This window comes from Ignavibacteriota bacterium, assembly GCA_016218045.1.
Lineage (GTDB): Bacteria > Bacteroidota > Ignavibacteria > SZUA-365 > SZUA-365 > JACRFB01.
Genome location: JACRFB010000021.1, coordinates 1 through 16,160 on the forward strand (window position 1 = coordinate 1; position 16,160 = coordinate 16,160).

Here is a 16,160-nt window from a genome sequence, read left to right on the forward strand (position 1 = left end):
GGACAGCGGGACAACGAAATGGTGTCTCGCTGAGCGGAGTCGAAGCGCGACGGGACAGCGGGACAACGAGACAGCGGGACAACGAAATGGTGTCTCGCTGAGCGGAGTCGAAGCGCGACGGGACAGCGGGACAACGAGACAGCGGGACAACGAAATGGTGTCTCGCTGAGCGGAGTCGAAGCGCGACGGGACAGCGGGAGAGCCCTACGACATCCCGCACCCTTCCTACCTTTCCACCTTCCACACGCCCTCGTGAATCGTGTCACGTGTAACGTGGATACGTGTAACGTATGCCGTGGTGGCTACGCTACCTGGCTACTTTGCTACCTTGCCACTTTCCACACGTCCTCGTGAAACGTGTCACGTGCCACGTGGATACATGTAACGTGTAACGTAAAAACAGTTGCTACGGCAGAAGTATCGCGGCCGCGACGACAGTTGTCCACAGGCCTTTTTTTCCTTCGGCGGACTGTGTGACGTTGAAGGTGCGGAAGATTTTGTTGTCCTTTTTGTACACTTTTTCGCGCGCGTCCCATGCCGTCTCGGGATCGAACTTGATGCCGAGCGTGGTGGCGAGCATGGTCGCGGCGAGGTCCTCCGCATAGTCGCCGGCCACTTTCTGTGTTTCGCCGAAGGGATGATGTTCCGACAGATAGCCGTACGAATCGCCGTCGCCGGGGATGGCGGCGCCGATCGACGCGGCCACGAGACGGTTGGCCTCGTTGGTGGCGTTGCGCGCCATCACGCAGAACGTGATTTGTCCGGGTTGGATCAGCTTGAGGCCGTCGTGTTTGCTAATGATCTTGCAACCGGCCGGGTAGATGCTCGACACGGTGACGAGATTCTGCTGTTCGATGTCGGCTGCGCGCAGCGCAAGCTCGAACGACTGCAGATACTCTTTGTGGCGGCCTGCGCCTTTGACGAAAAACATCTTGGTCGGGACAAACACGGGCGTACTCCGTTGGCTGAAAAGTGAGTGCGAAAGTGAATTACGATTCGCGCGTGATTCGCAGAAAGCGGCGCTTGCCGACCTTGACGATGCACTCGCCGGCCGCGGGGACGGGCTCGAGAGGATCGGTGATCTTGCGCCCGTCAATGCTGACCGCGGACTGCTGAATCAGGCGCCGGCCTTCTCCCTTCGAGGGTACCACGGTCGCGGCGACGAGGACGTCGAGCAGGGTGTTCTCGACGCCGGTGAAAATATACGTGTCCATTTCTTCCGGTGGAAGTTTGTCGCGAAAGACGCGGTCAAAATGTTCCTCCGCGGCTTGCGCGTCGGCGGGAGTGTAGTACATCGCGACCACGGCGCGCGCGAGTTCGCGCTTCGCGTCGCGCGGATTCGCGCCCGACTCGATGTGCGCGCGTATCGCGGCGATGCGCTGTTCGTCGACGTCCGTCACCAGCGTGTAGTAGGTGAGTATCACGTTGTCGGGAATCGACAGCACCTTGCCGTACATATCCTGGGGCGTGTCGGTGAACGCCACGTAATTGTCGTACGACTTGCTCATCTTCTCGACGCCGTCCGTGCCCACGAGCAGCGGCATGGTGAGGATCACCTGCGGCTCCTGCCCGTACTCGCGCTGAATCTCGCGGCCGACGAGCAGGTTGAACTTCTGATCCGTCCCGCCTAGCTCCACGTCCGACCGTATCGCGACCGAATCCATGGCCTGCGCAAGAGGGTAAAGGAACTCGTGTATGCTGATGGGCTCGCGCGCAGTGAATCGTTTGTCGAACTCGTCGCGCTCGAGCATCTGCGCCACGGTGTACTTCGCGGCGAGTTTGATCACGTCCTCGAACTGCATCGTACCCAGCCAGTCGGAATTGAAACGGATCTCGACCGCGTCGGCCTTGAGCACGCGTGAGGCCTGCTCGAAATACGAGCGACCGTTGGCGCGCGTGTCGTCGAGTGTGAGCGGCGGACGCGTCTTGTTGCGGCCGGAAGGATCGCCGATCATGCCGGTGAAATCGCCGACGATGAGTATCGCGTCGTGCCCGAGATCCTGGAACTGGCGCAGCTTGCGCAGCACCACCGAGTGGCCGAGGTGCAGGTCGGGCCGGCTCGGATCGCACCCGAGTTTTACACGCAGCGGTGTGCCGGTGGCGAGGGAGCGCTCGAGCTTGCGGACCAGCTCTTCCTCGGGGATGATCTCCGCTGCGCCGCGGCGCAGCAGATCCATTTGCTCGTTGACGGAGGGGTAACGTGTCGTCATGTCAGTCGTCCTGCCTGCGCATGTCGCGCTGGGCGTCGCGGGCCTTTACGGTCTCGCGTTTGTCGTAGGTCTTTTTTCCTTTGCAGACACCGAGTTCGATTTTCAGATGCCTGCCCTTGAAATACAGTTGCAGCGGGATGAGTGTAAGGCCTTTCTCGTTGACGCTCTGCGCCAGCTTGCGTATCTCGCGTTTCTTCGCGAGCAGTTTGCGCTGCCGCACGGGATCGTGATTGAAGATGTTGCCTTTCTCGAAAGGACTGATGTGCAGACTCACGAGATACAGTTCGCCGTCGCGCACCAGCGCATACGAATCCTGGAAATTGACGTTCCCGGCCCGGATGGATTTCACTTCCGTGCCTCGAAGCGCGATGCCGACCTCGAGCGTCTGAAGTACGTGGTACTCGTACCGTGCGCGTCGATTTGTGGCTGCGACCTGTATGTGTTTTTCATCTGTCAATGCTGTTCGAACCGAACCACAAGTATACGCAGACCCGGAGACTTGAACAATCCCGCTGTCCGTCTGTCCCGGATTAGCCTGTTACGCGAAGCAAAAAGCACACAGGAGGAACGGAGGAAAGGAGGTTTTTCCTTGCGGCCTTCGGCCGCTGTCCCGCTGTCCTGCTGTCCCGCTGTCCTGCTGTCCCGCTGTTCAGAAGCGCACGCTGATGTCGGTGAACAGGCGCGCGGTGGCGCCGCTGCTTTCCCAGGCCTGTTCGAAGCCGGCGGTGCCGAAGACCACGCGGCCGATGCGCGCGTAGAGGTCGATGCCGAGAGTCGAGCGTGTGATGGCGCGCGCGGGTGATGTGAACGAATACGAAAAGGTCTGCACACGCACCGACAGCGTCAGCGCCTGGAGTATCTCGCGGTTCAGCTCGAAACCGACGGAACGCGATGTGCTCAGGATGTTGTCGGCGATGGAGGCGTTTGCGTAGAGATTCGTTTCGGACGACAGCACGTCGGCCCAGGTGTACCGCAGCGACAGCGCGTTGGCCGTGCCGGCTTCGCCGTCACGCGCGCGCAACGATCCCGTGGCCGACACAAACATCGCCATCGGCAGATTCACGCCCGCGCTCACCTGCGTGTCGTGCTGCCGACGCTTGTCGAAACTGCTGTCGGGGATTGCGCCAAAGCTGCGCAGGTAGTACACGTTGCGTCGCGAGGCCACCGAGCCGTTTAACGACAGCCAGCGCAACGCCCGCCAGCTCGCGGAAAGGAAGATGTCGCTGAGATGCGGCGACGAGGCGACACCCTGCGGCGCGCTGTCGTACATGTCGATGGAGGCGTTCTGGTATATCGAGATGCCCTCGGCGAACGCGAGGGTGTTCTGCAGATAGATGAAACCGCGGTCGAGCGCGCCGCCTTTGTAGGTCTGCGCAAAAGCCGCGCCGCCCTGATATCGCGTGCTCTGCCAGTCGCCCCGCGTGTACGACACAAACAGGGCGGCCTTAGGGTCGTCGGTGTTGACTTCTGATTCGCGGTAGCCGGGTTGTGATCCGGCCGCGATACCCGCTTCCCAGCCGGCGCTGCGGCCGATCATCATCGCGCCGTCGAAGGTGCCGACGCCGCCGACCTGCGGCGCAAGGAAACGTCCGAGTGTCGCGGAGAAGGGCGCGTCCATGCCGCCGTATTCGGCCGCGAGCTGGAAGATGCGGTTCGTCAGACGCGCACCTGCGTTGCTCGAGCGCAGCGCGGCGTCGCGCGCGTCGTAGCGGTGATTCGAGTACAGGGTGAACTGCAGGGGCAGCGCGAAGAGATGGTCCGCCGAGAACTGAAGCGAGAGCGCGGGCTGGCTGAAGGCGAGCGCCGTCGTGCCGCTGCCGCGCAACGCGTAGTATTGCACTGAGACCCTTCCGCGCACGGTGTTGTCGGCCGGTGCCTCCTGCCGTGGGCGCTGCGCGAGAGGGGATGCCACGGCGGGGATCGTCTGTGTACCACCCGCGCGGGTTGTGTCGTCTCGCACCGTCCCGGCGGCCGCGGTGTCGAGCGGGACGCGCGGACGCATGTCGGGCGCTGCGCGACGCGGTGTCCCGTCCACCTTGTCGCCGTCCGCCAGTGGACCGTTCTTCACCAGTATACGCGTCGCCATCGACCGCGACGACACGCTGGTCACCACCAGCACCGCCAGCGTTGTTTCCTTCTTTGTCACGCGTAATGTGTCGCCGACATCGAAACCCTGATTGGTGCCCATACTGACGTACACGGACGCGCTTGTCACATAGGTGATCTCACCCGACACCCGTGAGGGCTGCGCAGCGGCGCGCGTGGCGAACAGCACACACAGGCACACAACCGGGAAGACGCGGCGCGCGTATCGTGCCGCGCGCCGTGCCGGTATCGCAGGAACCCGCATTGTTACGGTTCCCTCCCGTCGGGATGGCAGCCGCTGTTGGCGCAGGCGGTGCAGTTGTACGTGTAGCCGCTGACGCCCTGATGATCACCGTTCAGACTCGACTGATTGTTGTGACAGCCGGTGCAGCAGAAGGTGCTGGTGACGTTGGTGGTGTGGCACTGGTTGCAGTTGGACCAACGGTTCGGGTACGCGTGTTTTGATCCCGTGTATATCGGGAATCCCGTCGGCGCGTTCACGTTGTGTGATGTGCGGAACGGCGTCGCGGGCGACCATGCGGTCTGCGTGTGACAGGTCGTGCACGTGTGGCTGAGGTTCAGAGCGGAGTGATTCGCCGGAGTCGTCGCGCCGGTGAAGTCCGACTGATGGCATTGCCAGCAGCCCGTGTACGTCAGCGAGTAATTGCCGTTGATGTGGCAGTCGGCGCAGGGTTTGCCGATGTGTGCGCCCGCCAGCGGGAAGGCGGTGTTGGCGTGATTGAAGGTGGATGGTTTCCACGCGCTCTGCGTGTGGCATTGTGTGCAGGTGTGCGAGAATTGCGCCGTCACGTGGTTCGGATTCGTCACAGATTGATAGTCGCTCTGATGACACTGCCAACAGTCGGTGTAGGTCAGCGTGTAATTGCCGTTGGTGTGACACGCGTTGCACGGCTGTGCCTGATGCGCTCCCTGCAGCGGGAAGTTTGTCGCGGCGTGTGAAAATGTCGACGGCGTCCACGTGATCTGTGTGTGGCAGGTGAGGCAGGTCGTCGGGAATTGATTTGTCACATGCGCGGGATTGGTCGTTGAATTGTATGCGGACTGATGGCAGGTGATACAGCCGGAATACACGAGCTGGTAATTTCCGCCGACATGGCAGTCCTGGCAGGGCTTCGATTGATGCGCGCCCTGCAGCGGGAAGGCCGTTGTGGCGTGGTCGAAGGTGGCCGGTTTCCACGCGGACTGCGTGTGACACGAGAGACAGTCGTGGCTGAACTGTCCGGCGCTGTGACTCGGATTTGTGGTCGCGTTGAATGTTGTCTGATGGCACTGCCAGCAGTCCTGATACTTCAGCGTGTAATTGCCGTTCACATGGCATTGCTGGCAGGGGACGGCCACATGTCCGCCCTGCAGCGGGAACGCGGTGCTGTTGTGGTTGAATGTCGACGGTTTGTACGAGATCTGTGTGTGGCACTTCAGACAGTCATGGCTGAATTGACCGGCCACATGATCCGGCGTTTTGGTCTGCTGGAACGAAGTGCTGTGGCAGGTGTAACACCCGGTATAGGTGAGCTGGTAATTGCCGTTGATGTGGCAGCGCTCGCAGGCCAGCGGCGTGTGCGCCCCCTCGAGTGGGAAGGCCGTGCTGCCATGGCTGAATGTGGCGGGTTTCCAGCCGTTGCTGCTGTGGCACTTCGTACAGTCGTTCGGGAATTTGCCCGCGGTGTGATCGGGATTTTTCGCGTTGACAAAATCGGTGTTGTGGCACTGCGCGCAGTCGGTGTAGGTGAGCTGGTAGTTGCCGTTCACATGGCAGCGTTCACACGCGACTCCCGTGTGTTTGCCGCTCAGAGGGAAGCGCGTTTTGTTGTGGTCCAGCACCGACGGTTTCCACGCACTGGTGGTGTGGCAGATGGAGCAATCGTGCGAGAACTTGCTCGACACGTGATTGGGCGTCAGCGCCGTGTTGAACTCCTGAGTGTGGCACGCAAAACAATCCGTGTACTTCAGCGTGTAATTGCCGTTTGTGTGGCAGCTCTGGCAGGGCTCGGTCTGATGTCGGCCCGTGAGCGGGAAGGCGGTCGCGGCGTGGTCGAAAGTCGCGGGTTTCCAAGCGGTGTTCGTGTGGCAGGTCTTGCAGTCGCGCGGGAAGCCTCCGGCCGTATGGTCGGGCTGTTTCGCGCCCGAAAAATCCTGCTGATGACACTGCAGGCAGTCGGTGTATTTCAGCGTGTAGTTGCCGTTTGTGTGGCAGCTCTGGCACGGGACCGTGTTATGCGCGCCCTCGAGACGGAAATTCGTGCTTGTGTGATCGAACGTCGAGGGCTTCCAAGCCGAGACGGTATGGCACTGCTGACAGTCGCGCGGGAATTGTGCAGTGCTGTGATTCGGGGCGGTGGTGGCGTTGTAGTCGGAGAGATGGCACTGCGCGCAGTCGGTGTACGTGAGCGAGTAATTCCCGTTGATATGGCACGACTGGCAGGGCTCGGCGCTGTGCGCTCCGGTCAGCGGGAATTTTGTTGTCGCATGGTTGAAAGTGGACGGCTTCCACGCGCTCACGCCATGACATTTGGTGCAGTCGTGATCGAAGCGCGCGGCGGTGTGATCGGGCGTGCGTGTCGCGGTGAAGTCGCGCTCGTGACACTGGAAACAATCAGTGTAGGTGAGTGTGTAATTGCCGTTGACGTGGCACGACTGGCAGGGCTCTGCGCGATGCGCGCCCTCGAGCGGAAACTTTGTCGTTGTGTGATCGAAGCTCGCGGGTTTCCATCCTGCGGTGGTGTGGCAATCCTGGCAACTGTGCGGGAACTGTCCCGTGGTGTGATCGGGATTGCGTGTCTGCTGGAAGGTGGTCTGATGGCAGGTGAAACAGTCGGTGGGCAGCGGCACGCCATACTGTCCGTTGGTATGGCACTTCTCGCAGGCAACGGTGCGGTGCAGGCCTGTGAGCGGGAATCGCGTGCGGTCGTGATCGAGGCGTGTGGGTTTCCATGCGTCGACGCCGTGGCACATGGTACAGTCGTGGTTGAACTGGCCCTGCACGTGATTCGGCTGCGTCACTCCCGTGTAGTTCTTCTCGTGACACGACCAGCAGTCGGTTGCCATGCCGCTGTACTTGCCGTTGATGTGGCACTGTTCACAGGCCGCGGTTTTGTGTTTGCCGAGCAGCGGGAATCGTGTGTTGTCGTGGTTCACGGTCGAGGGTTTCCACGCTGCGTTGCCGTGGCAGCGCGTGCAGTCGTGATCGAACTGCCCCGAGACGTGGCTGGGTGTGACAACGGCGTCGAAGTCCTTTTTATGGCAGGACCAGCAGTCCATGGGCGTGCCGGTGAACACGCCGTTTGTGTGGCAGTCCTGGCACGGAGCCGCGGTGTGTGCACCCTGCAGCGGGAAACGGGTGGTGGCATGGTCGAACAGCGCGGGTTTCCACGCGGTCTCGGAGTGGCATTTCCAGCACTCGCGCGGGAACTGCCCGGCCTTGTGATCGGGCGCCGTCACCTTGTCGTAATCGGGTTGGTGGCAGCCCGCGCATTCGAGAGGTCTGCCCGTGTATGCTCCGGCGGGATGGCAACTTTCGCAGGGCACCGCGGCGTGCGCGCCACGCAGCGGGAACTGCGTCTTGGCATGGTCCAGTGTCGCGGGCTTCCACGCGGTTTCGGTGTGACAGCGCGTGCAGTCGTGCGGGAACTGCGCCTTCACATGCGCGGGCTGCAGCGACGCGGTGTAGTCCTTCTCGTGACACTGCCAGCAGTCGGTGTAGGCGAGCCGGTAGTTGCCGCCCACGTGACAGTTGGCGCATGGCACGGTGCTGTGCGCGCCGCGCAGCGGAAACTTGGTGCTGCCATGATCGAAGGTCGCGGGTTTCCAGCCGGCCATGGTGTGGCAGGAGAGGCAGTCGTGTTCGAACATTCCCGCCGCGTGATCGGGATTTGTGGCTCCCCGGAAATCGCGCTCATGACAGACGAAACACTCGGTGGGTGTGCCGCCGAACACCTTGTTCACATGGCAGCGGTCGCAGGCCACCGCGGCGTGCGCTCCCTCGAGCGGGAAACGCGTGCGGTTGTGATCGATGCTGCGCGGCATTGTTTCGACGGGCTGCCAGGCGGTGGTGTTGTGGCACAGCGCGCACTGCCGCGTGAAACCGACCTGGTCGTGTTTTGGTTTGCTGGTCTGAAGGAAGTTCTGTTCGTGACAACCCTGACAGTCGAGCGGCAGGCCCGAGTATTTCCCGCCGATGTGGCATTTCTCGCAGAAGGTCTGCCGGTGCGCGCCCGTGAGCGGAAAGTTCGTGTTGTCGTGTTTGAAGGCGGCCGGCTTCCACGCGGTGAGTGTGTGGCAGTCGGTGCACTGCTGCGAGAACTGCCCCTGCGCGTGATTCGGGAAGGTCGTGCCGCGGTAGTCGTTCTGATGGCAGCTCCAGCAGTCCTTCGGCAGCTTGCCGTAGCCGCTCGTGTGGCACTGTGCGCAGGGTGTTGCGGCATGCGCGCCCTGCAGGGGGAAGCCGCTTTTGTTGTGGTCGAAACGCGCTGGTTTCCAGTGCACCGGATCATGGCACACGGTGCAGTTCCGGTCGAAACTGCCCGCAGCGTGATCGGGCTGTTTTACCGATGCGTAGTCGCGCTGGTGACAGCCGTAGCAGTCGGTGGGTGTGTTCCGATACCCGGAGGTGTGACACTGGCCGCAGGCGAGCCGCAGATGCGCGGGTGTGCTCATGAAGGGCACGGGCGGATGGGTGAAACTGCCGCTCCATGACCCTGCCGCGGCATCGTGGCAGCGCGCGCACTGATGGTCGAAATTGTTCTTGGCGTGATCGGGTTCACCCACGGCCGCGTACTCGGCCTTGTGGCATTCATAACAATCGGTGGGTGTCCCCGCGTACTCGCGTGTCTGCTGTGTCGCATGACACGCAGCACAGTCGGCCGCGGCATGCGCGCCGAGCAGGGGGAAACGTGTGAGCTGATGTTTGGCCACCTGCTCGTTCGGCGCGCGCCATCCGGCAGGCGTGTGACAGTCGCGGCAGCGGTTGCCGAACTCGCCCTTGTGGAAATCCTTGTGGCAGGACAGGCAGTCCTTTTTCAGATCCTTGAATGACACGGCACCATGGCACGAGGCGCAGGGCACGGACGCGTGTCGCCCGTTGAGCACGTAGCCGGTGAGTTTGTGATCAAATTCGGCGGATTTTTTGATCGTCTTCCACGACTCGGTGGTGTGACAATTCATGCACGGGATGCCGAAACTGCGATGTGGACTCGCACCCGCGGGTGTCTGCGCCGCCGTGCGAACCGACAGCAAAAAGGAGCCGAGGAGGAGTATCCCCAGCGCCGTCAGGGCGTATGTCCGCAAGTGTGCCGTACCTTTCCTCGTCATGGCGGTCCTCGTAATTCTGGATGCAATGGAGTGAAAATATCCATTTATTGTGTCGCCGGTGAGGGGAAAAGTATTCCTCATTGCATTTTTTTCTCTGTGTCGGATGCCGGATGACAGGTTGCGCAATCCGGATCGATGGGTTTGTAGCGCACAATGCCGCCGGATTCACCGGCAGTGGCTCGGTGACAGGCGGAGCAGGCAAGCGCCGCGTGGCGCCCGTTGAGCTGGAAACGCGAGTCGCGGGTGTGGTCGAAGGTGCTCGGTTTCCATTCACCGGTGCTGTGGCAGCGTTCGCAGGTCACGGTTCCGTTCACAACAAACTGTCCGCCGTGCGGATCGGTGTGGCAGCTCGCGCAGGTGATGCTGTCGAAGGTGAAGCGGCGTGTTTGCGCGCCGCCTATTTCCACGCTGCCGTGGCACTTGTCGCAGGGCACGGCCAGGTGTTTGCCGCGCAGGGGGAAGTCGGTCGCGGCATGATCGAATTCCATCGAGTGCCAGCTCGCGGTGCTGTGGCAGCCGTTGCAGGCGCCCTTGTCGGGACGTTTCAGGAATTGTCCCGCGTGATAATCGCTGTGACAGGATGTACACGCGAGGTCGGTCCAGCGGAATCGCCGCACGGGTGTGCCGTCTCGAGTCTCCGTTGTGTGACAACGGTCGCAGGCCACCGCGGCATGTGCGCCTTCGAGGGGGAATCGTGTGGTGGCATGGTCCGGCTGCTCGAAGCGCGAGGGGTGGAAACCGTCCACCGTATGGCATCGTGAACATTCCGTGCCGCCTCGCGCCTGGGCGAATTGCCCGGCATGCGCGTCCGCATGGCACAGCAGGCACGATCCGAGTTCCTTGTTGCGGTATTTCGCGATATCTCCGCCAACGTGACACTTGGCGCAGGCCAGCGACGCGTGCCGGCCTTGCAGCGCGAAGCGAGTCTTTGAATGGTCGAACCCCGCGTTCGAGGACAGGCGTACGGACTTCCAGCTCTCCGGCGTGTGACACTGTGCGCAGTCCTTCCCGAACTGCCCCTTGTGTTTGTCTTCGTGGCAGTCGCCGCACGTTTTGAAGGCGAGTCCGTGTAATTTCATGGCCGCCATGCCCGTGCCCGTGGCTCCCGGCAGGGGAGGATGGCATTTTGTGCAGGCCACGTCGGCATGTTTTCCAAGCAGAGGGAAACGTGCGCGGGAATGTGTGAAGCTGTTCTGCTTCCAGTCCGCGGGCGTGTGGCAGCGCGCGCAGTCGCTGCCGAGCTGTCCGGCGTGTCCGTCGGTATGGCAGTTGATGCACGCGGGTTCGAGGCCCAGGTATGTGCGCTGCTTCGCCGCCGCGCTCTTGCCGCGGATCTCCTTCTGCACAATGTTTTTTGGGATGTGGCAGGCGCGGCATTCCTTTCCGGCATGTTTTCCAACGAGTTCAAAACCCGCTTGCCGGTGATCGAATTTTGCGGGGTCCCAACGGATCAGCTTGAAGTCGCGTCCGTGATGTTCCTTGTGGCAGGCCGAACACTCGAGTTTTTTTGTGAAGGCGTGATACCCGAGTCCGCGCTCCACACGTGAACGGATCTCCGCATGACAGGCGAGGCAGTTGACGCGCACGCTCTTGTCGCCGAAGTTATGGCACTTCGCGCAGTCGTTCACTCCGTCGAGTGCAGCGTGAACGGTTGAGAGTTTCCCTGGTGAAACGAGCTGGCTATGCAGCGTTGGCGCGTATCCGGCCAGCAGGAAAGCGAGCAGAACCGCCGGCAGCGGTCGCAGAGTTATATCGGATCCGCGCATCCTGTTCTCAGAATATCCACTTGTATCCCAGCGAGACGGTGACACCCACGTGAATCGCGAGAATCACGAACATGATGATCGCAAAGGGCAGATGTATGACGTGCCAGTAGTGGAAGATTTCACGCGCGCTGTCGAGGAAGGCGATGCGCCGCTCGAGTAGGGAGCGCTTCCGCGCCACCCGCATGATGGCGGCTGCGCGGTCGTGCTCCACGCCGCGCTCGCGGAGGTGTGCACGCAATGCGCGTGTGCGCAGCCAGCGGGTAGAGTCGTCCCTCAACACGGCGAATAATGCGCGGAGTACGCTCGTGTCACTCCGGCGTATGGTGTTTAAGCCGTCGATCCAGGCCATGGTGGCTGCGTCGAGTCCGTAGGTGTTCTGCAATTCTTCGCGCAGGGCCTCGTCCTCGGCGGCAAGTTCGTCCATGCCGCGCTCGTTGCCCTCGATGGTGCGCGGAATCTGGGTGTACACGTAGCGGCCGAGCAGTCCGCTCAGCGCCACGAAGATCATGCTCCACGCGGCGATCGAAACGAGTCCGCCGAACTTGAATGTGGTGTGGAGAAGCACCAGGGACGGGCCGAGCAGGCAGAGGAATATGTGCGCCTCGAGCCAGTGACGGATCTTGCCCGCGAAGCGCAGGCGCCTCAGCCGTTTGCGCGTCGAGTACATCGCCACACCGACGGTCATCATCAGCGATCCGATCACGCCAAGACCGTGCCCGATCGGACCGCCGGCCTGCCAGTCGAGCCAATAGCGGAGCTGCGCTCCGAGACGCTCCTTCTCCGCAAGCAACTCCGCCTCCGATTTTTCGGAGGAACTCAGTCCTTGCGCGCGCATCTCGAGTTCGACGTCGATTTCGGACATTTTCGAGTCGAGATCCGCTTCGAGTACGTCGATTTCGCTCTGCGGGGTGATGAAGTAGCGGAAACCCTGGTATCCGTACCACGATGTTGTAACGATACCAAGCGTAAAAAGGGAAACGATCCAGATCCGATGCACGGATGGAGACATAGTGTCTGGCGTGTTGTGGCGTGAATAATTCGCGAAGCGATCATACAGTATACGAACTCTGAACCGGATTTCCATCAGCGGGATAGCGGAAGAGCGGGACAGCGGGACAGCGGGAGAGCGGGACAGCGGGACAGCGGGAGAGAGGGACAGCGGGAGAGAGGGACAGCGGGAGAGAGGGACAGCGGGAGAGCGGGACAGCGGGAGAGCGGGACCTGTTCACAAAATTCACCTTCCACTTTCCACTTTTCACCTTCCACTTCACACCATATATCTTCCACTCTTCACAATCCATCTTTCATCTTTCATTTTTCACCTTCTACCTTCAGAATTCTGTTATATATTCCCACTTTCACAATCAACCCGGTCTGCGTCATGGAAAGCTTCTTCATTTTTCTCGTTTTTGTGATTTTGGTTTTTGCCACAGTCATCCCGTATATGCGGGTGGTGAAACGCAAGGAGGCCAAGGCGCGAGAGGCAGCCGGTCTCGGAGCGCTGCACAGCAGCGGACCCCGCGCGCAGCACCCGCGCATCGATATCAGTCAATGTATCGGCTGCGGCGCCTGTGTGGACGCCTGCCCCGAGGGTGATGTGCTGGGTGTGATCGCGGGCAAGGCCGCCATCATAAACGGTCACAAGTGTATCGGGCACAGTCTCTGCGCGGACGCCTGCCCGGTCGGCGCCATCACCATCGTCATGGCGTCGCCCAGCATCGGCGCCGATATGCCGCAGCTCACGGAGGAATTCGAGACCAATGTTCCCGGTATGTATATCATCGGCGAACTCGGCGGTCTCGCCCTTGTGAAAAATGCGGTGAATCAGGGCCGCGACTGTATCGACGGCATACATCGTCGGCTCGAGAGTACAGGTCGGACGGGCGGTGCGGACGTCGCCGATGTGTGTATTGTCGGAGCCGGACCGGGAGGTATCTCGGCCTCTCTCCGCGCCATCGAAAATAAACTCTCGTATGTCACGCTCGAACAGGACGAGCTGGGCGGCACTGTTGCCAAGTATCCACGGCAGAAGCTCGTGATGACGAGTCCCGTCGAATTTCCCCTGCACGGCAAATTCCGCAAGCTGGAGCTGAGCAAGGAGGAACTTCTCGCGTTCTGGCATGAGGTCGCCGCGAAGTCGGGTCTCGAGGTGCGCACACAGGAGCGTGTCGAAACGATACACCGCGACGACGCGGGCATCTTTACCATCCGCAGCATAAAGGGCGAATTCCGCGCGCGCACCGTGGTTCTGGCACTGGGCCGCCGCGGTACGCCGCGCACACTCGGCGTCCCGGGTGAGCAGCTTCCGAAAGTGATGTACAGTCTCATCGAGGCCGACGCGTACACACATGCGCGCATCCTCATCGTCGGCGGAGGTGATTCCGCCGTCGAGGCGGCCATGGGGCTCGCACATCAAAAGGGGAATCAGGTCACACTCTCGTACCGGAAGGACGCATTTTCGCGCATCAAAGAAAGAAACACGCAGAGGATCAAGGAGTGTATGGATAACGGGACGGTGCGTGTGCTCTTCGAGTCCGCCCCGGTCGAAATCACCGAAACAGCCGTGCTTCTCGACATCAACGGGCGGCCAGAAACGCTGGACAACGACTATGTGTGGATTTTTGCCGGCGGTATTCCGCCCAACGACTTCCTCACCAGCGTCGGCATCGTACTCGGACCGCGCGACATGACCAGGGAAGCCCAGAACGCATTGCTTTAAGAGCCGGGATCAGGGGACTACTCCGGCCGGACCCGGGCCAAACCGCTGCGTTTTCCGCGTCCTGCTTTCTCGAGCCGGTCCCGGGGATATTTCCACCGCTGCAGCGGCTCTTTACAATAATTCGTCATTTTTCATTGCATCTTTCCCATCCGACGGGTATATTGGTGTTCTGTAAATGTGGGGCAATCCCGCATTTTTGTTTATATGGCCCTCGAGATGCGTAAAGAGATCGAAAAAGGAATCGAAAAAATCATTCACGAACACGGCGCCCTGCTCGTGTCCATGGACTGGCAGAAGGAAAAGGGCGGCGAGGTGTTGTCGGTGGCCGCCGACACGCTGGACGGCATCACCATCGATCTGCTGAGCCGCATCACTCAATCTGTGCTGCCCCTGCTGGAAGAGCATCCCGAATTGGCCGAGAGCGTCCGGCTCGAGGTTTCCTCGCCGGGTCTCGACAATACGCTGCGTTTCCCCTGGCAATACAACCGCCACAAGGGGTACGAAATGCAGGTGGTGTATCTCGACGGCGCGGTCGAAACATCGATCGAGGCCGTCTGTGAAGGCGAACACGAGGGCGTTGTCTCGCTGTCGAAAGGCGGCAGGACGCTCGAAATACCATGTGCGAATATTCGCAGCGCCCTGGTGCGCGCGAGTTTGAAATCGAAAAAAGTCTGACACGCAACGATCGTCAAGCGGAGGAATACCGGATTCCATGAGCAGCAAGGCAGTAAAAAAGGAAAAAGAGGCCGAACGGAGATCGGATATAGTCGATTCGTTCAGCCAGATGGTTCGCGAGAAAGGCATCGATCGCGACCGCCTTTCGTCCATAGTCGAAGACATTTTCGGCATGATGGTGCGCAAGCGCTACGGCGCCGATGCGAACTTCGAAATCATCGCGAACATGGAGAAGGGGGAGATCGAAATCTTCCTCATCCGCCAGATCGTCGAAACGGTCGAGAATCCCGCGATTGAAATCGACGTCGCCACCGCGCGCGAAGTGTCGGGCGAGGATCTGGATGTGGGCGAGGAACTGGTCGAGGTCATTCCCCTCGACGATTTCGGCCGCCGCCTCGTTTCCACCGCGAAGCAGAACCTGAACCAGCGCATCAAGGAAATCGAGAAGGACCTCATCTACGACGAGTACTCCGAGAAAGTGGGAGACATCGTTGTGGGCGACGTGTATCAGGTGCGCAAGAACGACGTGCTGATCAACCACAACCGCACCGAACTCCTCCTCCCCAAGAGCGAGCAGATCGGCAAGGAACGCTACCGCAAGGGCGACGTGATCCGTTGCGTGATCAAGGACGTGCAGCGCAAGGGCAGCGGCATGCCGGTGGTTGTCGTCTCGCGCGCCGACAAGCTCTTTCTCCAGAAACTGTTTGAACACGAGATCCCGGAAGTGTACGACGGCATCATCTCGATCCGCAAGATCGCCCGCGAGCCGGGCGAGCGCGCGAAGGTGGCCGTGCAGTCGCACGACGACCGCATCGACGCCGTCGGCGCATGTGTCGGCATGAAGGGCGTGCGCATCCACTCGATCGTGCGCGAACTCAACAACGAGAACATCGACGTCATCAACTTCACCGAGGACCCGCAGCTCTTCATACAGCGCGCCCTCGCGCCGGCCAAGCTGCTCGAAGTGCGGCTCGACAAGATCTCGCGCGTGGCGAAGGTGCACGTGAATCCCGATCAGGCCTCGCTCGCGATCGGACGCAACGGACAAAACATCCGCCTCGCGTCGGAACTGACGGGCTTCAAGATCGAGATCGTGAAGGAAGGCGAGGAACCCGCCACCACCGCGCTTGACGAATACGAAATCGAACTCGACGAATTCGTCGACGATTTCGGCGCCGAACTCATCGAACGCTTCAAAACCGCGGGCTACCGCACGGCGAACGATGTGATCCAGGCCCCGGTCTCGGAACTTCTCTCGAAGATTCCCGGCATGACCATCGAACAACTCAACGACATCGTCGTCGAAATGAAAAACGCCTTCAACGAAGAAGGATCGGACGATTCCGAATAGCAGGATCACGAAGAATTAGGCAGGAC

The 16,160-nt window shown here is 60.9% G+C and carries 10 protein-coding genes; 3 read left to right on the top strand and 7 right to left on the bottom strand.

The window, feature by feature from the left end; all coding sequences use genetic code 11:
- Nucleotides 1-406: 406 nt before the first annotated feature.
- The 7 genes from HY962_06555 to HY962_06585 form a co-directional block, all read right to left on the bottom strand.
- Nucleotides 407-931: an arginine decarboxylase, pyruvoyl-dependent gene (locus tag HY962_06555; protein ID MBI5646575.1), complete on the bottom strand. Its 525-nt coding sequence runs from the start codon at nt 929-931 to the stop codon at nt 407-409.
- A gap of 58 nt (nt 932-989) precedes the next feature.
- The gene (locus HY962_06560) at nt 990-2,210 is read right to left on the bottom strand and encodes a tyrosine--tRNA ligase (protein MBI5646576.1); all 1,221 of its coding nucleotides are present in this window, start codon (nt 2,208-2,210) and stop codon (nt 990-992) included.
- A 1-nt stretch (nt 2,211) separates the two neighbouring features.
- The gene (smpB, locus tag HY962_06565; protein ID MBI5646577.1) at nt 2,212-2,667 is read right to left on the bottom strand and encodes an SsrA-binding protein SmpB; all 456 of its coding nucleotides are present in this window, start codon (nt 2,665-2,667) and stop codon (nt 2,212-2,214) included.
- A 192-nt stretch (nt 2,668-2,859) separates the two neighbouring features.
- Nucleotides 2,860-4,560 carry a hypothetical protein gene (locus HY962_06570; GenBank protein ID MBI5646578.1) on the bottom strand — a complete coding sequence of 567 codons (1,701 nt, stop codon included), beginning with the start codon at nt 4,558-4,560 and terminating at the stop codon, nt 2,860-2,862.
- A gap of 2 nt (nt 4,561-4,562) precedes the next feature.
- Nucleotides 4,563-9,623: a hypothetical protein gene (locus tag HY962_06575; protein ID MBI5646579.1), complete on the bottom strand. Its 5,061-nt coding sequence runs from the start codon at nt 9,621-9,623 to the stop codon at nt 4,563-4,565.
- Nucleotides 9,624-9,700: 77 nt separating this feature from the next.
- Nucleotides 9,701-11,389, bottom strand: a complete 1,689-nt coding sequence (locus HY962_06580; GenBank protein MBI5646580.1) for a cytochrome C — start codon at nt 11,387-11,389, stop codon at nt 9,701-9,703.
- Nucleotides 11,390-11,396: 7 nt separating this feature from the next.
- A complete protein-coding gene (locus HY962_06585) occupies nt 11,397-12,398 on the bottom strand; it encodes a hypothetical protein (protein ID MBI5646581.1) in 1,002 nt (333 codons plus the stop codon).
- 372 nt (nt 12,399-12,770) lie between these two features.
- Here HY962_06585 and HY962_06590 point away from each other — a divergent pair, with 372 nt between their 5' ends.
- The 3 genes from HY962_06590 to nusA all read left to right on the top strand — a co-directional run bounded on the left by HY962_06590 (nt 12,771) and on the right by nusA (nt 16,134).
- Nucleotides 12,771-14,108, top strand: a complete 1,338-nt coding sequence (locus HY962_06590; GenBank protein MBI5646582.1) for an NAD(P)-binding domain-containing protein — start codon at nt 12,771-12,773, stop codon at nt 14,106-14,108.
- 216 nt (nt 14,109-14,324) lie between these two features.
- Nucleotides 14,325-14,783, top strand: a complete 459-nt coding sequence (locus HY962_06595) for a hypothetical protein (protein ID MBI5646583.1) — start codon at nt 14,325-14,327, stop codon at nt 14,781-14,783.
- A 37-nt stretch (nt 14,784-14,820) separates the two neighbouring features.
- Entirely contained in the window at nt 14,821-16,134 is a 1,314-nt protein-coding gene (gene nusA / locus HY962_06600) for a transcription termination/antitermination protein NusA (protein ID MBI5646584.1), read from the top strand.
- The last annotated feature ends 26 nt before the right edge of the window (nt 16,135-16,160 follow it).

Bases quoted from the DNA above. Each gene is read 5' to 3' on its own strand.
- HY962_06555 (MBI5646575.1), bottom strand. From the start codon at position 931: ATGTTTTTCGTCAAAGGCGCAGGCCGCCACAAAGAGTATCTGCAGTCG.
- HY962_06580 (MBI5646580.1), bottom strand. From the start codon at position 11,389: ATGCGCGGATCCGATATAACTCTGCGACCGCTGCCGGCGGTTCTGCTC.
- HY962_06590 (MBI5646582.1), top strand. From the start codon at position 12,771: ATGGAAAGCTTCTTCATTTTTCTCGTTTTTGTGATTTTGGTTTTTGCC.
- HY962_06560 (MBI5646576.1), bottom strand. From the start codon at position 2,210: ATGACGACACGTTACCCCTCCGTCAACGAGCAAATGGATCTGCTGCGC.
- HY962_06595 (MBI5646583.1), top strand. From the start codon at position 14,325: ATGCGTAAAGAGATCGAAAAAGGAATCGAAAAAATCATTCACGAACAC.
- HY962_06575 (MBI5646579.1), bottom strand. From the start codon at position 9,623: ATGACGAGGAAAGGTACGGCACACTTGCGGACATACGCCCTGACGGCG.
- nusA (MBI5646584.1), top strand. From the start codon at position 14,821: ATGAGCAGCAAGGCAGTAAAAAAGGAAAAAGAGGCCGAACGGAGATCG.
- HY962_06570 (MBI5646578.1), bottom strand. From the start codon at position 4,560: ATGCGGGTTCCTGCGATACCGGCACGGCGCGCGGCACGATACGCGCGC.
- HY962_06585 (MBI5646581.1), bottom strand. From the start codon at position 12,398: ATGTCTCCATCCGTGCATCGGATCTGGATCGTTTCCCTTTTTACGCTT.